Below are 21,611 nucleotides of genomic sequence, written 5' to 3' on the forward strand. Positions count from 1 at the left end.
TGTCGGGTAAAACAACAACAATGAACCGCACGCACTTCATTTCGGCCGCCTGGCTGGCGACCCTCGCCTTGCCGATGCCGGCGATGGCAGACTTCATCGGCGACAGCCACGCTCGGTTGGAGCTGCGCAACCATTACCTCAACCGCGACTTCCGCCAAAGCAATGCACCGCAGGCCAAGGCCGAGGAATGGGGCCAAGGCTTTACCGCCAAGCTGGAGTCGGGCTTCACCGAAGGCCCGGTCGGCTTTGGTGTCGACGCCATGGGCCAACTGGGCATCAAGCTCGACTCCAGCCGCGACCGGCGCAATACCGGCCTGCTGCCTTTCGGCCCGAACAGCCATGAACCGGTCGACGACTACAGCGAACTGGGCCTGACCGGCAAGGTGCGGGTGGCCAAGAGCACCCTGCGCCTGGGGACCTTGCAACCGATCCTGCCGGTGGTGGTGTACAACGACACCCGCCTGCTGGCCTCCACCTTCCAGGGTGGCCTGCTCACCAGCCAGGACCTGGCCGGCCTGACCTTCAACGCCGGCCGCCTGACCAAGGCCAACCTGCGTGATTCCTCGGGCCGCGACGACATCGGCTACGGCGCCGCCAGCAGCGACCACCTGGACTTCGGCGGCGGCAGCTACGCCATCACCCCGCAAACCAGCGTCAGCTACTACTACGCCAAGCTCGAGGACATCTACCGCCAGCAGTTCGTCGGCCTGATCGATACCCGCCCGCTGGGCGAAGGCCTGAGCCTGCGCACCGACCTGCGCTACTTCGACAGCCGCAACGACGGCGCCGAGCGTGCCGGCAACATCGACAACCGCAACTTCAACGCCATGTTCACCCTCGGCGTACGGGCCCACAAGTTCACCGCCGCCTGGCAGCAGATGTCCGGCGACAGTGCCTTCCCGTTCGTGAACGGCGGCGACCCGTTCACCGTCAACCTGGTCACCTACAACACCTTCACCCGCGCCGGGCTGGACTCGTGGCAGGTGCGCTACGACTACGACTTCGTCGCCATGGGCATCCCCGGCCTGAGCTTCATGACCCGCTACACCGATGGCCGCCACGCCGAGACCGCCACCGTCAGCAACGGCCGTGAGCGTGAGCGCGACACCGACATCACCTATGTCATCCAGAGCGGCCCGTTCAAGGACGTCAGCCTGCGCTGGCGCAACGTCACCTTCCGTTCCGGCAATGGCCTGACCAACGCCGTGGACGAAAACCGCCTGATCATCGGCTACACCGTGGCGCTGTGGTAACAGCGCCCCCTCTACATTGGAGAACAGCATGTCTGCCGCCCCTACCCTGCAAAGCTTCATCGCCGGCCGCTGGCTTGGCCAGCACGGCGCCCAGGCCCTGCGTAGCGCCCTGGATGGCCACGTTTTGGCCTACAGCCACGAAGAGCGCCCGGATTTCGCCGAGGCCGTGGACTTTGCCCGCGCCCGTGGCCTGGCCACGCTGATGGCCATGGACTTCCAGCAACGCGCTGCCCGCCTGAAGGCAATGGCCCTGTACCTGGCCGAGCGCAAGGAGCAGCTTTACGCCCTGTCCCACCACAGCGGTGCTACACGTGCCGACAGCTGGATCGACATCGAAGGCGGCAACGCCACGCTGTTCTCCTATGCGGGCATCGGCAGCCGTGAACTGCCGTCGGGCAACCTGGTGCACGAAGGCCCGGCCATCCCGCTGGGCAAGCAAGGCCATTTCGCCGGCAGCCACATCCTGGTGCCGCGCGCCGGCGTGGCGGTGCACATCAACGCCTTCAACTTCCCCATCTGGGGCATGCTGGAGAAGTTCGCCCCGACCTTCCTGGCCGGTATGCCGTGCATCGTCAAGCCGGCGACCTCGACCAGCTACCTGACCGAGGCCGTGGTGCGGCTGATGAATGCATCCGGGCTGTTGCCCGAAGGCAGCCTGCAACTGGTGATCGGCAGCACCGGCGACCTGCTCGACCGCCTGCAAGGCCAGGACGTGGTGACCTTCACCGGCTCCGCTGACACCGCCGCCAAGTTGCGCGTCACGCCGAACCTGGTGCGCAACTCGGTGCCGTTCACCGCCGAAGCCGATTCGCTCAACTGCGCCATCCTCGGCCCGGACGTGACCCCGGACAGCGAAGAGTTCGACCTGTATATCAAGGAGGTGGTCCGCGAAATGACCACCAAGGCCGGCCAGAAATGCACCGCCATCCGCCGCGCCATCGTACCGGCCAGGCACATCGACGCGGTTGCCACGCGCCTGCGCGAGCGGCTGGCCAAGGTGGTTGTCGGTGACCCGTCGCTGGAAGGCGTGCGCATGGGCGCCCTGGCCTCCCACGACCAGCAGCACGATGTGGCCGAGCGAGTGCGCAGCCTGCTGCAGAGCTGCGACCAGCTGTTCGGTGCCAGCGATGGCTTTGCGCCGCGTGGCGAGGGTGTGGCCGAGGGCGCGTTCTTTGCTCCGACCTTGCTGCAGGCCCGTGACCCGCATGCCGAAGGCGGTGCCCACGATATCGAAGCGTTCGGCCCGGTCAGCACGCTGATGGCCTATGACGACCTCGATGAAGCCCTGGCGCTGGCCGCGCGGGGCAAAGGCAGCCTGGTGGCGACCCTGGTCACCGCCGACCGCAGCGTGGCAGCCAAGGCCATTCCAGTGGCTGCCGCCTGGCACGGCCGCTTGCTGGTACTCGACAGCGAGGCGGCCAAGGAATCCACCGGGCATGGCTCGCCATTGCCGCAACTCAAGCACGGCGGCCCGGGCCGCGCTGGTGGGGGTGAAGAGCTGGGTGGCCTGCGTGCCGTCAAGCATTACCTGCAGCGTGCCGCAGTACAGGGTTCGCCGAGCATGCTGACGGCGGTAACCGGCGAATACGTGCGCGGTGGCGAAGTGATCGAAACCGAAGTACACCCGTTCCGCCGCTATTTCGAGCAGTTGCGCATCGGCGAGTCGCTGCTCACCCATCGGCGCACCGTGACCGAAGCCGACCTGGTCAACTTCGGTTGCCTGTCGGGTGACCATTTCTACATGCACTTCGACGAGATCGCCGCCAAGGAATCGCAGTTCGGCAAGCGCATCGCCCACGGCTATTTCGTGTTGTCGGCAGCGGCCGGGCTGTTCGTCTCCCCGGGTGCAGGCCCGGTACTGGCCAACTACGGCCTGGATACCCTGCGTTTCATCAACCCGGTCGGCATCGGCGACACCATCCAGGCGCGCCTGACCTGCAAGCGCAAGATCGACCAGGGCAAGACCAGCCCGCTGGGCCAGCCCCAGGGCGTGGTGGCGTGGGATGTGGAGGTGACCAACCAGCTGGGCGAGCTGGTCGCCAGCTACGACATTCTCACCCTCGTGCTGAAGAAGCCCTGACAGTACCGTTGGTCAGGGGTGGTGGATATCCAACCGACCGCCCCTGGCTGTTGCCGCTCTCATTCAATGAGGGGTGGTCAATGGCTTCGCCTCTCACTCCTGTATTGGGCCCGCCTGATCGCGGGCCTTTTTTTCATCGAGAGCGAGGGTTGCGAGATGAAAGAGTTTACTGCGATGGGTGGCGGCAGCGCACAGGATGACTGGCCGGAGCTCGAGCCGGACCGGCGCAATGACCGGGCAGATGACCCGGATGCCGACCCCAATGTGACTGATGACGAAGAAAACCGCCCGGGCGTACCGGCCAGCGACCCAGAGTCCGGTGCCTAGACGGCCTGCGCGTACCTGTAGGAGCGGCTTTAGCCGCGAAGAATCCAACGCGGTGAATGGCACCGGCTGCGCCGGTGTTCGCGGGCGCGCCCGCTCCCACAGGTATGGCGCACTCCTTGAACTGGTGATGTCCCTGTGGGAGATTGCCCAGCCCTTTGGGCTGCGCTGTCGCGCAGAGAACCAATATTGCTCGTCTGACGCGTCCTTTGTAGGAGCAGCCTTGTGCTGCGAAGAGGCCGGTACAGCCAATAGACAGGCTTCGTCAGCCCCGGCCTCTTCGCAGCACAAGGCTGCTCCTACAGGACCTCGCCGAACCAATGAGTCATGTGTTGTTCTATCAGAGCGGGCATGCCCGCGAAGCAGGCGACACAGTGCTTTGGGCCAGCGGTCACATTGTCGCCGCTGGCCCCCCCACCGACTGGTTCGGCTTGCTGCCGGATATGCGCCATTGCACGGCGGTAATCCCGTAGCGCTCGGCCATCGGCCTGCTGACTTTTCTGATTTTTTCGCGCCCGAACTTCGGAATGATGCCGATGCCCGCATCACAACTTGCCCAATGCCAGGCCTCGGCGTTGTCCAGCGTCTCCAGACGGATGATGAAACTGCGCGGCTTGCCATGCAGTTGGTAATCGATGATGTATAGCTGTGGGCCAGGCATCGCAGGGGCCTCCTCTTCTCCATGGATGACACCCTGATTGATCGGGGTACGGCCAGAAGATTCAAAAAAATGTCGAGCAACAGGTACCAAAGGCCATTGCAGTCCCGGTACACAGGAGGTAGCCGGCACCCGGCACTGCGGGTACCGGGTGCCCAGGAGCACTCAACTCACTGTTGGCGGCCCCCGCCGTGGCTGTTCTGGCCGCCCTTGCGACCGGCCTCCGATGCCCGTTGGCGGTCGTTGGCGAAGTTGCCGCCAGAAGCCTGCCCACCCTTGTGCCCCGCGCGGGAGGCCCGTTCCCGGTCATTGGCAAAATTGCCAGGGTTGGTTTCCTTGGTGCCGCCGCGCTGGCTGGTTCGCTCTTGATCCTGCGCCATGTGGTATCTCCTTGCGATGGATTGACTGCTCGCATGGATGTTTGCCATGCCTTGGTTCCGAGCCGCCAATCACACAGTCTGCTCAATGGTTTTGCCGGCAACTGACCAGTGGCACCAAACATGGGCCGGCAAAAGGTTTGCGTGACGGAAGCAGGCGGGTCGCACTTTCCTTCGCAAGCAGAGGTCTCAATAACATGGCGACGGCCTATAATCCCGCCACACACACGCCCGATGATGCTGCTAAGGGCGGAACGTTCCGGTCTGCACAAGGCTCCGTCCATGAAGTCGTCCCCCAAGCAACCTGCCTCGCCCCAGAACCCGGCACTCAGCCCCAGCCACCTGGATTTCCCGGTGGTGGGCATCGGTGCATCGGCAGGCGGCCTGGAAGCGATCTGTACGCTGTTCCGGCAAATGCCCAACGATTGCGGCATGGCCTTCGTCGTGGTCCTGCACCTGTCCCCCGACCACCAGAGCGTCGCCGACCGCATCATCCAGGACACCACGCAAATGCCGGTGCGCCAGGTGACTGAGCCGGTGCCCATCGAGCGCAACCACATCTACGTGATTTCACCGGCCAATCGCCTGTCCACCAACGACGGCTACCTGCGGGTGACCCCGGCCAACCGGAGCCGTGGCGACCACGTGGCCATCGACCTGTTCTTCCGTGACCTGGCTGACGTGCACAAGGACCACGCCTTCTGCGTTGTGTTGTCCGGTACCGGTGCCGATGGCGCCGTGGGCCTGTCGCGGATCAAGGAGCAAGGCGGTGTGACCCTGGCGCAAACACCGGACGACGCCCAGTACGACAGCATGCCCCGTGCCGCAATCGAGACCGGCATGGTCGACCTGGTGCTGCCGGCGGCAGAAATCCCGCAGAAGCTGCTGGAGCTGTGGCGCAATGCCCGCCAGGTCAGGCTCCCGGAAATCGAAGACGATACCCTGCCTCCGGCCTTGGGCACCCGAGTCGGCGATGCCCAGGCCAGCGAGCCGATGCTCGAAGAGATCCTGCTGCAGTTGCGCAGCAATACTGGCCACGACTTTCAGCACTACAAGCGCGCCACGGTACTGCGACGCATCGAGCGCCGCCTGCATGTGACCGGCCAGGCAGACCTGGCGGCCTACCTGCATTACCTGGAACAGTACCCCGCGGAATCCAGGGCCTTGCTGGCCGACATGCTGATCGGCGTGACCAATTTCTTCCGCGACCGCGAAGCGTTCGAAGCACTGGAGCGCCATGTGTTGCCACAGCTGGTCTGCGAACGCGACCCGGCCGAGGGCGCGGACGAGATACGCGTGTGGTCGGCCGGCTGCTCCACCGGCGAAGAGGCGTACAGCCTCGCCATGCTGGTTTGCGAGCAGCTGGCACTGGAGCAGCGCTCGCACAAGGTACAGGTGTTCGCCACCGACCTGGACGAACGCGCCATCGGCATCGCCCGCAGTGGCTCATACCCCGAGGCGATCGTCACCGACGTGCCGCCCAGCCGGCTGCGCCAGTTCTTCCTCAAGGAAGACCAGCATTACAGGGTGCGCAAAGAGGTTCGCGAAAAGGTGCTGTTCGCCCGGCACAACCTGCTGTCGGACCCACCGTTCTCGCAGATCGACCTGATTGTCTGCCGCAACCTGCTGATCTACCTGGACCGCGAGGTGCAGCGTGACATCCTGCAGATGTTCCACTTCGCCCTGCGCCCGGGTGGCTACCTGTTCCTCGGGTCGTCCGAGTCGGCCGACATGGCCAGTGAACTGTTCGCCCCGGTGGACAAACGCAACCGCATTTTCCGCGCACTCGATGCCAGCAATACCGGCCGCCGTTCCGGCCGTCAGCTGGCCGGCACATCTGCCGCCAGCATGCCACTGGAAACGCTGGCCAAGGCCAAGCCGGGGCGCAAGCCATCCTTCGCCGACCTGCACTACCGCGCCCTGGCGCGTCGCATGCCGCCCAGCCTGATAGTCGATATCGACGGCAATATCCTGCACATGAGCGAAGGCGCAGGGCGTTTCCTGCAACTGGCCGGTGGCGAACCGAGCCGCAGCCTGCTCAACCTGGTGCTGCCGCCCCTGCGCCTGGCCCTGCGCAGCACCTTGTTCCAGGCGCGCCAGGGGACCGAGGCGGTGACTTCGCGCCCTGTCGACCTGGCGGAAACCATGGGCAAACTGCAGGTGGAAATCACCGTGCAGCCGTACAAGGACGACCTCAGCGCCAGCGATTGCCTGCTGGTGGTGTTCGAGGAACGCGCGCCCGACCCGTCCCTGCCGTTACCCGGCGTCATCCGCCAGACCGACAGCATGGTGCTGCACAACCTCGAACGCGAACTGCAGCGCACTCGCCTGCAACTGCAGGAAACCATCGAGCAGTCAGAGGTCTCCAGCGAGGAGCTGACGGCTTCCAACGAAGAGATGCAGGCCATCAACGAGGAGTTGCGGTCGGCCAGCGAAGAACTGGAAACCAGCAAGGAAGAGCTGCAGTCGATCAACGAGGAACTGCTCACGGTCAACTACGAGCTGAAGAACAAGGTCGAGGAAACCGACAAGGTCAACGACTACCTCAGCAACCTGATCGCCTGCACCGAGATCGCCACGGTGTTCGTCGACCGCAACCTGCATATTCGCTGGTTCACGCCCCGCGCCACCGACCTCTTCAATATCCTGCCAGTCGATACCGGCCGTTCCCTGCTCGACATCACCCACTGCCTGGATTACCCGGCGCTGGCCGACGATGCCCGCGCCGTGGCCCAGGGCGAGGCCGTCATCGAGCGTGAAATCGGCGGCCAAAGCGATCACTGGTACCTGGCGCGCCTGCTGCCCTACCGCTCCAGCGAGCAGAAAATCGACGGCACGGTGCTGACCTTCATCGACATCAGCAGCAGCCATGCCGCCGAAGAGCGCGTGCGCCTGGGCGAAGAGCGCCTGAGCAAGCAGTTGGCCGAGACGCAGAGCAACAACCACATGAAGGACGAGTTCTTCGCCGTCATGTCCCATGAGCTCAAGCACCCGCTCAACCTGATCCAGCTCAATGCCGAAATCCTGCGCCGCCTGCCGTCGCTGCGCAACATCAGTGCAGCGAGCAAGGCCGTGGGTACCATTTGCGACGCGGTAACCAGCCAGGCGCGGATCATCGACGACCTGCTGGATGTGGCGCGCATTCGGACCGGCAAGCTTAAGCTCAAGACCCAACCTGTGGATCTGCTCGCCCTCCTGCAGGGCATCCATGATGTGGTGGTGAGCGAGCAACACCCCTGCCCGGTTCGCCTGGAGCTGCCCGCCGACACCCTGCCGGTGATGATCGAAGGTGACGTTACCCGCCTGGAGCAGATCATCTGGAACCTGCTCAACAACGCGCTGAAGTTCAGCCCGGCGGGCAATGAGATACGCCTGGTGCTGAGCCACGACGAAAACCACGCGCGGTTGCAGGTGATCGACCATGGCGTAGGCCTGAGCCACGACAGCCTCGAGCACATCTTCGACCTGTTCAGCCAGGCTACGCCGCAACAGGCCAGCCACAGCCGCGAGGGCCTGGGCATCGGCCTGTCGCTGGTACGGCAACTGGTCGAGGCCCATGGCGGTAGCGTACGCGCCAAGTCACCGGGGCTGGGCCTGGGCTGCACCTTTGAGGTCACCCTGCCACTTTGCGATACGCAACTCCCGCAGCGTGAGCAAGGCTCGGAGCCACTGAGCGAGGGCCGCCTTAATGGAATTCGCGTGTTGCTGGTGGACGATTCCGTAGAAGTGCTGGCGGTAATGCAGGAGCTGCTGGAAATGGAGAGCGCCACTGTCAATGCCTTCAGCAAGCCACGTGAGGCCCTGGACGCCGCTGCGGGTGAGGAATACGACATCATCCTGTCCGATATCGGCATGCCGGTGATGGACGGCCATGCGCTGATCAAGGCCCTGCGTGGCTACGTGCACCTTCGCCATACCCCTGCCATCGCCCTGACCGGCTATGGCGCCAGCGCCGACCAGTACAAGTCACGCCAGTCCGGCTTTGACCGGCACCTGAACAAACCGGTGGGCTATGACGAGCTGGTCGAGGCCATCGAGGCCCTCAGCGGTTCGGTGCCTTACTGACCGTTGGTCGCTTTCAACGCAACGTTCAGTGCCGCCGGGGGCCGAATCTACATGGAATGAGGGATTCGCCCGGGAGCCTGAATGAAACCAGTCAAGCATCGCGCAACGATCATCTGCCGGCATGGCAAACAAACCCATAAATGGCTGTGGGTGAGAAAGCCCAACGCCGCCTGGACCCTGCCCGGCGGCAGGATCGAGCCCGGCGAGACGCCAGTACAGGCAGCGGAACGTGAATTGCTTGAGGAAACCGGGTTGCAGGCAGAATCGCTGACCCTGCTGATGCGCCACGAAGCGGCAGAGCGCATGCATTATGTGTTCGAAGCGGAGTTCGCCGACGCCCCACATCCCAAGGCCCTGCGTGAAATTGCTGATTGCCGGTTCGCCCACCCGGACCAGGTGCCCATGCTCAAGGACGAGATCAAGCTGCTGATCCGCTCGTTGCTGGCGTGTGACCGGGCAATGGCAGCGTCAGTGAGGTAGACCTTTTTCTCCTGTGCCGGCCCTTCGCGGGCTTGCCCGCTCCCACAAGTACTTCACCGCTTCTGAAGCATGTGCTGAACCTGTGGGAGCGGGCATGCCCGCGACGAGGCCGGCACAGGTATCAGCTAGGCATGCACACTCCACTGACAAGCCTCCACCTCGATCGGCATCTCGTCTATGGCATGGATCATCCCGTTCGCCAATGCCTCCCGGGGCCCGAGTATCCGCGGGTAGGCCATCAGATACCGCGGTACATCCAGCACCTCGTCCGCCCCTTCGGTCCGCTCGGCGACGATTTGCGCGTACAGCCGCAGGTCATAATCCAGGCTCATCGCGTATTCAGCCATGCGTGAGTGGTCGACCGAGCCATGCAAGGTCCAGTGGAAAGGATGAAACAGGAACTTGCTGTAACTGCATGCCGTGCGCCGTTCCCCGGCCAGGAAGATGATGTTGCCCATGGATTCCACCGTGCCCAGGTTGTGGGTATGCACCTCGACCGGTAACGCCCGCAGAAAGTTGTACAAGGTAAACCCGTAGCTGCACTCGCCGCCCATGGTAGCGATGTTCAGTTGCAGGGCGTCGGCGCCCTGCTGCAACGCCCGCGAACAGGTGTTGATCAGGTTGCCGCAGGTGGATGAATTGATAGGCCCGGTGAAGTGGACGATATGTCTGGCCATGCTTGCCTCCAGGGTTGACAGGTCATTCCTTGGTTGAATGCGCATCGTCACCCTGCCCGGCCATCTGCCGGTATTGCTTGCGCAGGGCATGCAGCTCGGCCGGATCCATGTCTTCAAGGTCCAGCAGCGCCTTGTGCGCCTTTTGGGTTGTGCGCAACAGCTCATCGATCTTGATGTGCAGTTCGTCGTTGTCGCGGTTCTGGGTGTTCTGGATCAGGAACACCATGAGAAACGTGATGATGGTGGTCGAGGTGTTGATCACCAGTTGCCAGGTGTCGTTGAAGCCGAACAGCGGCCCGGTCACTGCCCAGATCAGGATCAGCAGGCAGGCGATGCCAAAAGTCAGCGGGCGGCCGGCCCAATTGGCCAGCCATTGGGCGAAACGGTCGAATTTCATCCTGGCGCCCTTCCTCGTAGCAGGTATGCGGTGGAAACGCCGCGGGCCGCAAAGTTCCACGCGGCATCAGCCTTTTCCGTTGGTCAACCGTGCTGAACCCTGGCCGCTGTTCACCAGTCGCACCTTCAGAGTGACCGAACAAGGACTGGCAATGAGGAAGGCAGCGTGAGCGATATCCGCATCGGCATCTCCGGTTGGCGCTACGGCCCGTGGCGCAAGGACTTCTACCCGAAGGGCCTACCCCAGGACGACGAACTGGCGTTCGCTTCGCGGGCGGTCAACAGCATTGAAATCAACGGCTCGTTCTACAGCCTGCAAACACCCGAACGCTACCAGGGCTGGCATGACCAGACGCCGCCCGGCTTCGTGTTCGCGGTAAAAGCCCCGCGCTACATCACCCATGTACGGCGGCTCAAGGACATCGAAGAAGCCATGGCCAATTTTTTCGCATCCGGGCCGCTGCTGCTCGGCAAGAAGCTGGGCCCGTTCCTGTGGCAGTTTCCGCCGAACATGAAGTTCGACGAAGGCCGCTTCGCCCGTTTTCTCGAACTGCTACCGCACAGCCGCAAGGAGGCCCGCGAATGCGCACAGGGGTGTGCGCAGCGCCTGAAGGACAACGGCAGCACCGATATCAAGGGCAACGCACGGCTGCGCCACGCGGTGGAAATCCGCAACGAAAGCTTTTTGTGCGAAGCCTTCATCAAGTTGCTGCGCAAGCACCAGGTAGCGCTGGTAGTGGCCGACAGTGCCGGTAAATGGCCCTATGTCGAGGACCTTACCGCCGACTTCGTGTACATGCGCCTGCATGGCGATGTCGAGCTGTACAGCAGTGGCTATACCGCTCAGGCGCTGCGGCGCTGGAAGCAGCGCATACAGCACTGGAGCCAGGGCCGCCAGGCCGACGATGCCCAGCTGGTGGTGCCTGGGCCGCCACCACGGCGCGCTGCCCGGGACGTCTACTGCTATTTCGACAACGACCAGAAAGTCCATGCGCCTTATGACGCCCGGCGCCTGTTGCAGAAGCTGTCGCTGGACCATGAACTGATGACCGAGCCTGGCGTGGTGCCGGAGGTGACCCTGTGAACAGGACCCTGCCTGCCCCGCACGGCATCATCGACAAGATCACCGCCGTGCGTCGGCTGAATGTACTGACGTTGAACGTGCACAAGGGCTTCACCTTCTTCAACCGGCGCTTCATCCTGCCCGAGTTGCGCGAAGCCGTGCGCGCCACCGGCGCCGACCTGGTGTTCCTGCAGGAAGTGCACGGTAGCCACCAGCAACATGCCCTGCGCCACCCGGCCTGGCCGGATACGCCACAGTACGAGTTCCTGGCCGACAGCATGTGGCCGCAGTTCGCCTACGGCCGCAATGCGGTGTACCCCCATGGGGACCACGGCAACGCGCTGCTGTCGAAATTCCCCATCAGCCGCTTCGACAACCTGGACGTCTCGGTGCAGGGCAACGAGCAGCGCGGGCTGCTGCACTGCCAGCTGGAGGTGCCGGGCCATGACCAGGTGCATGCGGTGTGCGTGCACCTCGGCCTGCGCGAGGCCCACCGGCAACGCCAGGTAAAGCTGCTGCTGGACCTGCTCGACAGCCTGCCGCCCAAGGCGCCGGTAATCATCGCCGGCGATTTCAACGATTGGCGGCTGAAGGCCGATGCCGTGCTGTGCGAACACCTGGTAGAGGCCTTCGGCGAGCACTTCGGCACCCCGGCGCGCAGTTTTCCGGCGCGTCTGCCGCTGTTGCGCCTGGACCGCATCTACCTGCGCAATGCCATGCCCGGCACGGCCCAGGTTTTGTCGAAGTACCCGTGGTCGCACCTTTCCGACCACGCCCCTCTGGCTGCGGAGATCAAACTGTGAACCGACCCTGGGTAGACGGCAACAGCGTGCAGTTGCTGATCAATGGCGAGCAATACTACCCCCGCGTGTTCGAGGCCATGGCCCAGGCACGGGAGGAAATCCTGCTGGAGACCTTCATCATCTTCGATGACAAGGTTGGCCAGCAATTGCAGCAGGTCCTGATCGATGCCGCCCAACGCGGCGTACGTGTCGAAGTGGCCGTGGATGGCTATGGCACGGCCGACCTGCCCGACACCTTCATTGCGGCCATGACCGATGCCGGGGTCAGTTTCCACGCCTTCGACCCTCAGCCGAGGCTGGTGGGCATGCGCACCAACCTGTTCCGGCGCCTGCACCGCAAGATCGTGGTCGTCGATGGCGAGCGGGCCTTCATTGGCGGCATCAACTACAGCGCCGACCACCTGGGCGACTTTGGTGCCATGGCCAAGCAGGACTATGCCGTGGAAGTCGCCGGCCCGGTGGTGGCGCAGGTGCATGCCGCCAGCAAGCGCCTGATGTCGCCGGTGCTGCAGCCGCCCAGCGCCGTACGCCCGCTGACCGAGCCTGCCGGTACCTGCAGCGCCGTGCTGGTCGAGCGCGACAACGGGGTGCGCAGCACCGATATCGAGGCCCACTACCTGCAGGCGTTTCGCAGCGCCCGGCAGCGCATCGTGGTGGCCAACGCGTATTTCTTCCCGGGTTACCGGCTGATGCGTGAACTGCGCAATGCGTCCCGGCGTGGCGTGGAGGTGCGGCTGATCCTGCAGGGCCAGCCAGACATGCGCTGGGTGCGGGCGCTGTCGCGGCTGTTGTACAACTACCTGCTGCGCGATGGTGTGGCCATTCACGAGTATTGCCAGCGGCCGCTGCACGGCAAGGTGGCGCTGGTGGACGATGAGTGGGCCACGGTCGGCTCCAGCAACCTGGACCCGCTCAGCCTGTCGTTCAACCTGGAAGCCAACCTGTTCATCCGTGATCGCGCCTTCAACCAGCAGCTCAACCAGCACCTGCAGCAGCTGGCCCGCGAACAATGCAAGCCGGCCACCCTGGAACGCATGGTTCGCGGCTACTGGTGGCGGGCGCCACTGATTTTCGTGTGCTTCCACGTGATCCGCCATTTCCCGCGGATTGCCGGCTGGTTCCCGGCGCACCGCCAGCACCTGCGCTCGGTGCAGCCGGAGGCCGAGGCACAGGGTGACTACCACGAGGGCCAAACCTGATGGCGCGTAAACACTGGAAAACCTGGGGCAAGCGGCTGTTCACCCTGGCATTCCTGATCCTGATCCCTGCGCTGTTGTACCTGCTGGCGCGCAACCTGGACTGGAACGAGGTGCGCCAGTCGTTGCTGGCCTACAAGCCCGGCACCCTGGCCATAGGCCTGGCGCTGGCCGGGTGCAGCTACCTGACGTTCGCCAGCTACGACCTGCTGGCTCGGGCCTACACCGGCCACCACCTGCCGGCACGCCAGGTTTTGCCAGTGGCCTTCGTGTGCTATGCCTTCAACCTCAACTTCACCACCTGGGTGGGTGGCGTTGCCTTGCGCTACCGGCTTTACAGCCGCCTGGGCCTGGACACGGCTACCATCACCCGTATCCTCACCCTGGGCCTGCTGACCAACTGGATGGGCTACATGCTGCTGGCTGGCACCGTGTTCGCCTTGCGCCTGGTCGAGCTGCCCGCCAACTGGGCGGTCGGTGCCAGCGGCCTGCAACTGATCGGCGTGGTGTTGCTGGCGATTGCCGCTGGCTACCTGCTGGCCTGTGGCTTCGCCAAAAAGCGTACCTGGCGCTGGCGCGACCATGAGGTAACGCTGCCGTCGCTGCGCCTGGCGCTGTGCCAGGTTGTACTGGGTGCCAGCAACTGGGCGCTGATGGCGCTGCTGATCTTCTGGTTGCTGCCTGGCGAAGCCTTCTACCCGTCGATTCTTGGCATCCTGCTGATCAGCTGCGTTGCTGGTGTGGTTGCGCATATCCCGGCCGGGCTGGGTGTGCTGGAAACGGTGTTCCTGGCCCTGCTGCATGGGCAGCTCGCCCAGGGCACGCTGGTGGCGGCCCTGCTGGGCTACCGCACGCTGTACTACCTGGTGCCGCTGTTGCTGGCGGTGCTTGTCTACCTGATCCTCGAGAAACGCGCCAAGGCCATGCGCCGGCGCGAGAAGCCTGCCCAGACCTGACAAGGGCCATTGGCCCGGGAGGTGGCAAATGCGTGGCGCTGTCTTGAAGCCGATGTTGATACTGATGATGGCCAGCCTGCTCAGCGGCCAGGCCCTGGCCGAAGCCTGCAACGTGCTCACCCGTTCCTCCAGCGAGGCGGTAACGCCGGTGGAGCGACACAGCTGCTACAGCTACAGCAACCTGCCCGCCGAAGCGATCAACTGGTCGTGCAGCAATGAGAGCAAGGACATGCTCAACAGTGAAAAGCACAAGGTCGCGCGCTGTGCGGATGGCAGCGTTGGTAGTTGCATCGCACCGTTGACCCAGGAAGCATTGGCCAACCCAAAGGCAACTGGCGGTGACAAGCCGGCGTTGCCCAAGGATGCACGGGTGATCACCTACTACTACGACACCCCCAGCCTGGGCCAGGCCCGCAGTGATTGCGAGCGTAGCAACGGCATCTGGCAGACTCACTGATTCTGCCGGCTTGGCGCGTGTTTTGTAGGAGCGGCCTTGTGTCGCGAAAGGGCCGCAAAGCGGCCCCGGCAATTTTCCGTGCGAAGCTGAAATTCTGGGGCCGCCTCGCGGCCCGTTCGCGACACAAGGCCGCTCCTACAGGATCATCACCGCCCCATAGACCTATGCAGAAGCTATGAGACGGCGATGTTTCAGGGCGAAATCGGGTCACTCGCCGGGAAAGTCTCGTCCAGCGCATTGTCCACGGCGCTTTCCTTGGTTTTTCCCCCACAGTGGCAATCCGGCATCCGGCACGGTTCGCCATTGCGATGCCCGCTGGCACAGGCCTCGCAGCAATACACCTTGCCTTCGAGCTGCAAGGCATTGGCATCCACGGTGCAGGAACAATCTGCACAGGCACAACGCAACTCATTCATGGCTTGCTCTCCTCGTCGTCGATCACATCATCGGTCCACGGTTCGCCATCAAGCGGTGCGGAGCGGGCCAGTTCGGCTTCGTCCAGGCCTTTGCCGCCGCCAATCTCATTGGCCTCTACCCGCCTAAGGGTCTTGTCTGCAGGGCCACCGCTGCCACCGGGTTCGTGCGGGTCACGGGCGCCGGTCTCGTCCAGCAAGGTGTCCGGGCTAAGGTCGTCGTAGGTGACGTTGTCCTCGTGCAGGCTGTCGCTCAATGCCTCGCCGCCAGTCATGCCGCTTTCGGCCACGCGCCTGGGCGGGAACTCGCGGGCCACGTCCGCGGCTGGTCGCTCGTCACCCGCACGCCCCTCGCGCTCGTCCAGGCGCTCGTCGAAGTCCAGTTCATGCACGCTGCCCATGCGGTCTTCGGTATCGTCGATTTCAGTGGGGGTATAGGGCTTCGGTTCATCTGTTCGGGCCATGTGCGTTCTCCGTCAGGTGGCTTCATTCGGTCGACTGCACCTGCTGGTGGAAGATTCAGAGTTTTTTTGAACTACCGCTCGGGCCGTTGCCTCCCAGATTAGAGACTGCGAACCGCCCGGAGCCCGCCATGGCCAAGCCCCTGCAGGAATATGCGCGCAAGCGCGACTTCAATGCCACGCCCGAGCCCAGCGGCAAGCGCAGCCGTGGCAAGCGGGCCCACGCGCTGCAGTTCTGCATCCAGAAGCACGATGCCAGCCACCTGCACTACGACTTCCGCCTGGAACTCGATGGCACGCTGAAAAGCTGGGCCATCCCCAAAGGGCCGTCGCTGGACCCCAAGGTGCGCCGCCTGGCCGTGCACGTGGAGGACCACCCGCTGGACTACGCCGACTTCGAAGGCCATATCCCCGAAGGCCATTACGGCGCAGGTGACGTGATCGTCTGGGACCGGGGCATCTGGGAGCCCGAAGGCGATGCGCATGAGGCCTATGCCAAGGGCAAACTGCGTTTCCGCCTGCAAGGCGAAAAGCTCGGCGGTGTATGGAACCTGTTCCGCACCCACCTGGCCGGCAAGAAGGAGCAGTGGATGCTGGTCAAGTCGCACGACGGCCTGGCGCGCAGCGAAGCCGACTACAGCATCGTCGACGCCCAGCCCGACAGCGTGCTCAGCGACCGCACGCTGGTGCCGCGAAAGCCGACAGCAAAAAAGGCCGCCGCGCCACGTCGCAAAGCCGCCAGCAAAGGCCGGAAGGTGCCGTTGCCGGCGCAGCTGCAGCCACAACTGGCGACCTTGGTCGACTCCCCGCCCAGTGGCGACTGGCGCTACGAGGTCAAGTTCGACGGTTACCGCATCCTTGCCCGCATCGACGGTGATGACGTGCGCCTGTTCACCCGCAATGGCCATGACTGGAGCAGCAAGATGCCCAGGCAGGTTGCCGCCTTGCGTGCGCTGGGCCTCGATTCGGCCTGGCTCGATGGCGAGGTGGTGGTGGCTGGCGAAAACGGCGCGGCGGACTTCCAGGCGCTGCAGAACGCTTTCGACACCGAGCATGACGAGCACATCACCTATTACCTGTTCGACCTGCCCTTCCTGGGCGGCCAGGACCTGCGCCAGTTACCGCTGCAGGACCGGCGCGACACCTTGCAGCGCCTGCTGGAGCACAACGAAGCGGACGTGCTCAAGTACTCCGACGATTTTGACCAGCCCGTCGAGTCCCTGCTCGATAGCGCCTGCCGGCTGCAACTCGAAGGCCTGATCGGCAAGCGCGTCGACAGCCCCTACAGCGGCCGCCGCAGCCCCGACTGGATCAAGCTCAAGTGCAAGCAGCGCCAGGAGTTCGTGATCGTCGGCTACACCGACCCCAAAGGCAGCCGCAGCGGCTTTGGTGCCCTGCTGCTGGCCTTGCATGACAACGACAGCGGCGAGTTGCGCTATGCCGGCAAGGTCGGCACCGGCTTCAGTGCAACCACGCTGGCCAGCATCCATGCCCGGCTCAAACCATTGGAAACCGCCAAGCCGGCCCTGCCCAACCCGCCCACCGGGGCCGAAGCCCGGGGCGTGCACTGGCTGAAACCGCAACTGCTGGCCGAAGTCGCCTATGCCCAGATGACCCGTGACGGCATCGTGCGCCACTCGGTGTTCCACGGCCTGCGCGATGACAAACCGGCTACCGCCATCGACCTGGAGCGCAGCATGCCCGCCAAGACCCTGCCCAAGCGCAAGCAGGCCAAGGCCCCCGAGGCTTTGGGCGAGCTGCGCCTGACCCACCCCGAGCGGGTGGTCGACGCCACCAGCGGCGTTACCAAGCGCGAGGTCGCCGAGTACTACGCTGCAGTCAGCCAATGGATACTGCCCCAGCTCAAGAATCGCCCGGTGGCGCTGGTACGTGCCCCGGACGGGCTGGCCGGGGAGCTGTTCTTCCAGAAGAACGCCGGCCAGTTGCATCTGCCCAACGTGCTCAGCTATGACAAGGCCGAGGCCGGCCAGGCGGCGATGGTCATCAATCGCGCCGACACCTTGATCGGCGCAGTGCAGATGAACATGCTCGAACTGCACACCTGGAACGCCACCGACAAGGACTTCGACAAGCCCGACCGCTTCGTCCTCGACCTTGACCCGGACCCGGCGCTGCCGTGGAAGGCCATGCTGGAAGCCACCCAACTGGCCCTCACCTTGCTGGATGAACTGGGCCTGAAGGTGTTTCTCAAGACCAGTGGCAGCAAAGGCATGCACCTGGTAGTGCCCCTGACCCGGCGTGCCAGCTGGGATGAAGTCAAGGCATTCAGCCACGGCATCGTCGATTACCTGGCCAGGTTGTTCCCCGACAGGCTCAGTGCCGTGTCCGGGCCCAAAAATCGCATCGGGCGCATCTTCATCGACTACCTGCGCAACGGCAAGGGGGCTACCACCGCCTGCGCGTATACCCTGCGCGCACGCGAAGGCCTGCCGGTATCCGTGCCGATCTGGCGCGAGGAACTGCCGCAACTCAAGGGCGCCAACCAGTGGAACATCGGCAACGTGCTTGAACGCCTGGGTGATGTCGACGACCCCTGGGCCGATTATGGCAAGACCAGACAATCGATCACCGTGGGCATGCGCAAACAGCTGGGGCTGGCCTGATGACGGCTTGCCTTCAGCGCTACGCCCGCAATGCCTGACCAAGGAGCCGCGCCCATGAGCATCGTCCAGGATTTTGACCTGACCAACCTCGATCGCCTGTTGCGAGCCTTCGGCGAGCGGCAGCAACCGCTCAACCTCGATACCCAGTTGCCGCAGCTGATTCAGGCACTGCAAGCCGACCACCTTGACCTGCTGCCCCTGCCCGGCCAGGGCAATACGCTACGGCGCTGGCAAACCCTGGCCCGGGTGGCAGGCTGTGACCTGGCCTTGGCCAAGCTGTACGAGGGCCACACCGACGCGTTGGCGATCCTTGCCGAATGCGCGGCTGCACACCACGCTGCCGAGGGTATATGGGGCGTGTGGGCCGCCGAACCGCCGGATGCCCGCGCCTGCATTGTCGCCCGTGATGGCGACCAGGTCCGCCTGGAGGGTCGCAAGGCCTGGTGTTCGGGCGCACTGCAGATCGATCGGGCGCTGGTCACGGCCTGGGACCAGCATGACCAACCCCAGCTGGTGGCCATCGAACTGTCCCATCCCAGCCAGGGCCTTGTCATAGACCGCTGGCAGGCCATTGGCATGGCCACCACCGCCAGTGTCGAAGTCGAGTTCAACCACACCCCTGGCATCGCCATCGGCCGCCCCGGGCAATACCTGTCACGCCCCGGCTTCTGGCATGGCGGTGCTGGCATTGCAGCCTGCTGGTACGGCGCCGCCGAAGCCTTGGCCGACTACCTGCGCGAACACTGCCGCAACCCCCGCCCCGACCCACATGCCGACGCTCACCTGGGCGCAGTCGACGCCGCCTTGTACGGCGCCAGGGCGGCACTGCGCGAATGCGCGGCATGGATCGACCGCCAGCCAGGCGCAGACGCCAGCTTCGAAGTGCGCCGCACCCGCGCCCAGGTGGAACAGGCCGTTGAACAGGTGATCCACCACGTTGGCCGGGCGCTGGGCGCCACTCCTTTCTGCCGTGACAACCACTTTGCCCGGCTGAGTGCCGACTTGCCCGTGTTCCTGCGCCAGAGCCATGCCGAGCGCGACCTGGCGGCGCTCGGGGAGCAGTTGGCAAAACAGCCGGCGGGAGTCTGGCAACTATGAGCGAGAACCTGATCCAGGCGAACAGCGGTACACCGTGGGCGGACTGGCAGCAGGCCGCGCACCTGGCCAGGGCCACCTGGATCACCCCTCAGCAATTGTGCCCACCGGGCCGCCGCCTGGTGCTGCTGGCACCGCACCCCGATGACGAGATTCTCATGGCCGGCGGGCTGCTGGCGGGCTTTCATGGCCGGGAAGACGACCTGGTGTTGATCTCCGCCACCGATGGTGAAGCCAGCCACCCTGGCTCTACCCACTGGAGCGAACACCGCCTGCGCCGGCAAAGGCCACTGGAGAGCCGCCATGCCCTGCAACAGCTTGACCTCGACCTCGGTCGCCTGGACTGGCGGCGGCTCCACCTCAAGGACGGCGCGTTGCCACGTGACGAGGCGTTTCTGCTCAACCACCTGAGCCAGTTACTCAGGCCTGACGACCTGCTGATGGCCACCTGGAGCGGCGATGGCCACTGTGACCACGAAGCAGTAGGCCGGGCTGCCGCGCAGGCGGCCCGGATGCGCAAGGCGCAATGCCTGGAGGTACCCGTGTGGGCGTGGCACTGGGCACGACCGGACGACCCGCGTCTGCCGTGGCCGCGTGCCCACCGCATTCAGCTGGACGAGGCCAGCCTGGCCCGCAAGCGCAAGGCCCTGGCCGCTCATGTCAGCCAACTCGAACCGGATGGCCAGCGCCCGCCCGTACTGCCGCCGAACTTGCTGGATTGTCTGCTGCAACCTTTCGAACTGGTGTTCCTGTAAAAGGAGTTGTCATGAGCCTCGACCCACAGTATTTCGCCGACCTGTACGCCACCAGTGAAGACCCTTGGGCCTTTCGCACCCGCTGGTACGAAAAGCGCAAGCGCGAGCTGGTCATGGCCTGCCTGCCGCGCCAGTGCTACCAGCGCGTGTTCGAGCCCGCTTGCGCCAATGGCGAGCTCAGCGCCTTGCTGGCCGAGCGTTGTGCCAACCTGGTGTGCCAGGACCTGGACCCTACTGCGGTAGCGCTGGCCGGTGAACGCTTGGCTGGGCTGCGCAATGTCTCGGTGGAACTGGCGCGGCTGCCGGCGGACTGGCCAGGTGGGCGTTTCGACCTGATCGTGCTGAGCGAGGTGGGTTACTACCTCGACCCGACCGACTGGTTGCAGGTGATCGAACAGTCGGTGGCCAGTCTGACCTACGACGGCGGGCTGCTGGCCTGCCACTGGAAGCATCCCATCGCCGGCTGCCCGCAGGACGGGCGTGAAGTGCACCGCATACTGGCCCGGCACCTTCCGCTGTATCTGCAGTTCCAGCATGACGAGGCGGACTTCTTGCTGGAGTACTGGTCCTCTCAGCCCAGCGTGGTCGACCTCGATGAGACCTGCCCATGATTGCCGTGGTGATCCCGGCCCACAACGAGGCCCGGCGCCTTGGGCGCTGCCTGCGGGCAGTACTGGCTGCCGCCCTGCAGGCGCAGCAGGCGGGGCACCAGGTGGAGGTGCTGGTGGTGCTGGACCGCTGCAGCGATGGCAGCGCCGCCGTGGCAAGGCGGTTCGGTGTACAGGTGCTGACCGTGGATGCCGGCAACGTCGGTATGGCCCGCCGGGTGGGCGCGGCATACATGCTCGAGCGCGGCGCGCAGTGGCTGGCGTGCACCGATGCCGACAGCCGGGTGCCGGCGCACTGGCTGCTGTCGCAACTGGCCTGCAGGGCCGAGGTAGTGTGCGGCACGGTGCACGTCGAGTACTGGCAACCCTGGCAGACAGCGGCCTTGCGCAAGCTGTACCACAGCCGTTACCAGGCACATGAGGGGCATCGGCATGTGCATGGGGCCAATCTGGGGGTGTGTGCCGACGCCTATGATCGTGTGGGCGGCTTCCAGCCACTGGCGGCGCATGAGGATGTGCAACTGGTCAGCGACCTGCAGGCCAGTGGTGCGCAGATCGTATGGACCGCCAGGCACAGCGTGGCCACCAGCAGCCGGCGCGACAGCCGCGCCCGCGAAGGGTTTGGTGATTATCTGGCGGGGTTGCAGACACAGGTTTGATGAGGCTTGTGTTTGACTCTTGGTTCAGCAGTTTCTGTAGGAGCAGCCTTGTGCTGCGAAGAGGCCGGTCCTGACAAAGCCTTTCTATTGCTTGTACCGGCCTCTTCGCAGCACAAGGCTGCTCCTACAAAGGACGCTTCAAACGAGCGATATTTGTTCTCCGCGCGACAGCGCGGCCCCAAAGGGCTGGGCAATTTCCCACCCAGTGCAA

The 21,611-nt window shown here is 64.5% G+C and carries 21 protein-coding genes; 15 read left to right on the forward strand and 6 right to left on the reverse strand.

Annotation, left to right across the window (positions count from 1 at the left end; translation table 11 throughout):
* The first annotated feature begins 20 nt into the window (after nucleotides 1-20).
* The 3 genes from CAG18_RS02445 (at nucleotide 21) to CAG18_RS27010 (ending at nucleotide 3,660) form a co-directional block, all read left to right on the forward strand.
* Nucleotides 21-1,253 (forward strand): OprD family porin, encoded by a 1,233-nt coding sequence (locus CAG18_RS02445; RefSeq protein ID WP_031324467.1) that lies wholly within the window; start codon nucleotides 21-23, stop codon nucleotides 1,251-1,253.
* Between the two features lie 28 nt (nucleotides 1,254-1,281).
* The gene (gene paaZ / locus CAG18_RS02450; RefSeq protein WP_085720167.1) at nucleotides 1,282-3,333 is read left to right on the forward strand and encodes a phenylacetic acid degradation bifunctional protein PaaZ; all 2,052 of its coding nucleotides are present in this window, start codon (nucleotides 1,282-1,284) and stop codon (nucleotides 3,331-3,333) included.
* Nucleotides 3,334-3,489: 156 nt separating this feature from the next.
* Complete coding sequence (locus CAG18_RS27010; RefSeq protein WP_155252250.1) at nucleotides 3,490-3,660, forward strand: hypothetical protein; 171 nt, start codon at nucleotides 3,490-3,492, stop codon at nucleotides 3,658-3,660.
* A gap of 388 nt (nucleotides 3,661-4,048) precedes the next feature.
* Here CAG18_RS27010 and CAG18_RS02455 read toward each other — a convergent pair whose 3' ends face one another.
* A complete protein-coding gene (locus CAG18_RS02455) occupies nucleotides 4,049-4,318 on the reverse strand; it encodes a DUF6555 family protein (protein WP_015270332.1) in 270 nt (89 codons plus the stop codon).
* 167 nt (nucleotides 4,319-4,485) lie between these two features.
* Nucleotides 4,486-4,695: a general stress protein gene (locus CAG18_RS02460; protein WP_003259459.1), complete on the reverse strand. Its 210-nt coding sequence runs from the start codon at nucleotides 4,693-4,695 to the stop codon at nucleotides 4,486-4,488.
* Nucleotides 4,696-4,974: 279 nt separating this feature from the next.
* Here CAG18_RS02460 and CAG18_RS02465 point away from each other — a divergent pair, with 279 nt between their 5' ends.
* Together CAG18_RS02465 and CAG18_RS02470 are read left to right on the forward strand one after the other, a co-directional pair.
* Nucleotides 4,975-8,757 carry a CheR family methyltransferase gene (locus tag CAG18_RS02465; RefSeq protein WP_085720169.1) on the forward strand — a complete coding sequence of 1,261 codons (3,783 nt, stop codon included), beginning with the start codon at nucleotides 4,975-4,977 and terminating at the stop codon, nucleotides 8,755-8,757.
* Between the two features lie 81 nt (nucleotides 8,758-8,838).
* Complete coding sequence (locus CAG18_RS02470; protein WP_015270334.1) at nucleotides 8,839-9,237, forward strand: NUDIX hydrolase; 399 nt, start codon at nucleotides 8,839-8,841, stop codon at nucleotides 9,235-9,237.
* 125 nt (nucleotides 9,238-9,362) lie between these two features.
* Here the strand turns inward: CAG18_RS02470 and CAG18_RS02475 are convergent, their stop codons facing one another.
* Both CAG18_RS02475 and CAG18_RS02480 read right to left on the reverse strand, forming a co-directional pair.
* Nucleotides 9,363-9,914, reverse strand: a complete 552-nt coding sequence (locus CAG18_RS02475) for an ATP-dependent Clp protease proteolytic subunit (RefSeq protein WP_015270335.1) — start codon at nucleotides 9,912-9,914, stop codon at nucleotides 9,363-9,365.
* Between the two features lie 22 nt (nucleotides 9,915-9,936).
* The gene (locus CAG18_RS02480; protein ID WP_003259456.1) at nucleotides 9,937-10,311 is read right to left on the reverse strand and encodes a low affinity iron permease family protein; all 375 of its coding nucleotides are present in this window, start codon (nucleotides 10,309-10,311) and stop codon (nucleotides 9,937-9,939) included.
* Nucleotides 10,312-10,476: 165 nt separating this feature from the next.
* Between CAG18_RS02480 and CAG18_RS02485 the strand changes: the two genes are divergently transcribed.
* From CAG18_RS02485 to CAG18_RS02505, 5 genes are read left to right on the forward strand one after another with little or no spacing between them, the layout of a single operon-like run.
* Entirely contained in the window at nucleotides 10,477-11,394 is a 918-nt protein-coding gene (locus CAG18_RS02485; protein WP_015270336.1) for a DUF72 domain-containing protein, read from the forward strand.
* Nucleotides 11,391-12,176 carry an endonuclease/exonuclease/phosphatase family protein gene (locus CAG18_RS02490; protein WP_013972626.1) on the forward strand — a complete coding sequence of 262 codons (786 nt, stop codon included), beginning with the start codon at nucleotides 11,391-11,393 and terminating at the stop codon, nucleotides 12,174-12,176. Before CAG18_RS02485 ends, CAG18_RS02490 begins: the two co-directional genes overlap by 4 nt.
* Nucleotides 12,173-13,375, forward strand: a complete 1,203-nt coding sequence (clsB, locus tag CAG18_RS02495) for a cardiolipin synthase ClsB (RefSeq protein WP_085720171.1) — start codon at nucleotides 12,173-12,175, stop codon at nucleotides 13,373-13,375. Before CAG18_RS02490 ends, clsB begins: the two co-directional genes overlap by 4 nt.
* Nucleotides 13,375-14,328, forward strand: a complete 954-nt coding sequence (locus CAG18_RS02500; protein ID WP_085720173.1) for a lysylphosphatidylglycerol synthase domain-containing protein — start codon at nucleotides 13,375-13,377, stop codon at nucleotides 14,326-14,328. Before clsB ends, CAG18_RS02500 begins: the two co-directional genes overlap by 1 nt.
* A gap of 28 nt (nucleotides 14,329-14,356) precedes the next feature.
* Complete coding sequence (locus tag CAG18_RS02505; protein ID WP_085720175.1) at nucleotides 14,357-14,785, forward strand: hypothetical protein; 429 nt, start codon at nucleotides 14,357-14,359, stop codon at nucleotides 14,783-14,785.
* A gap of 191 nt (nucleotides 14,786-14,976) precedes the next feature.
* Here CAG18_RS02505 and CAG18_RS02510 read toward each other — a convergent pair whose 3' ends face one another.
* Both CAG18_RS02510 and CAG18_RS02515 read right to left on the reverse strand, forming a co-directional pair.
* The gene (locus CAG18_RS02510) at nucleotides 14,977-15,201 is read right to left on the reverse strand and encodes a metallothionein (protein WP_054573293.1); all 225 of its coding nucleotides are present in this window, start codon (nucleotides 15,199-15,201) and stop codon (nucleotides 14,977-14,979) included.
* A complete protein-coding gene (locus tag CAG18_RS02515) occupies nucleotides 15,198-15,662 on the reverse strand; it encodes a phosphotransferase system, HPr-related protein (RefSeq protein WP_085720177.1) in 465 nt (154 codons plus the stop codon). The genes CAG18_RS02510 and CAG18_RS02515 overlap by 4 nt, the downstream gene beginning before the upstream one ends.
* Before the next feature lie 128 nt (nucleotides 15,663-15,790).
* Between CAG18_RS02515 and ligD the strand changes: the two genes are divergently transcribed.
* From ligD to CAG18_RS02540, 5 genes are read left to right on the forward strand one after another with little or no spacing between them, the layout of a single operon-like run.
* A complete protein-coding gene (gene ligD, locus CAG18_RS02520) occupies nucleotides 15,791-18,283 on the forward strand; it encodes a DNA ligase D (protein WP_085720179.1) in 2,493 nt (830 codons plus the stop codon).
* Nucleotides 18,284-18,337: 54 nt separating this feature from the next.
* On the forward strand, nucleotides 18,338-19,381 hold the full coding sequence (locus tag CAG18_RS02525; RefSeq protein ID WP_024087139.1) for an acyl-CoA dehydrogenase family protein: 1,044 nt from the start codon (nucleotides 18,338-18,340) through the stop codon (nucleotides 19,379-19,381).
* Nucleotides 19,378-20,133: a PIG-L deacetylase family protein gene (locus CAG18_RS02530; RefSeq protein ID WP_085720181.1), complete on the forward strand. Its 756-nt coding sequence runs from the start codon at nucleotides 19,378-19,380 to the stop codon at nucleotides 20,131-20,133. Before CAG18_RS02525 ends, CAG18_RS02530 begins: the two co-directional genes overlap by 4 nt.
* An 11-nt stretch (nucleotides 20,134-20,144) precedes the next feature.
* Complete coding sequence (locus CAG18_RS02535; RefSeq protein WP_085720183.1) at nucleotides 20,145-20,744, forward strand: bifunctional 2-polyprenyl-6-hydroxyphenol methylase/3-demethylubiquinol 3-O-methyltransferase UbiG; 600 nt, start codon at nucleotides 20,145-20,147, stop codon at nucleotides 20,742-20,744.
* Nucleotides 20,741-21,400, forward strand: a complete 660-nt coding sequence (locus CAG18_RS02540; RefSeq protein ID WP_061551225.1) for a glycosyltransferase family 2 protein — start codon at nucleotides 20,741-20,743, stop codon at nucleotides 21,398-21,400. Before CAG18_RS02535 ends, CAG18_RS02540 begins: the two co-directional genes overlap by 4 nt.
* Nucleotides 21,401-21,611 lie beyond the last annotated feature (211 nt).

The organism is Pseudomonas sp. B22(2017), from assembly GCF_002113105.1.
In the GTDB taxonomy this organism is placed as follows: domain Bacteria; phylum Pseudomonadota; class Gammaproteobacteria; order Pseudomonadales; family Pseudomonadaceae; genus Aquipseudomonas; species Aquipseudomonas asiatica.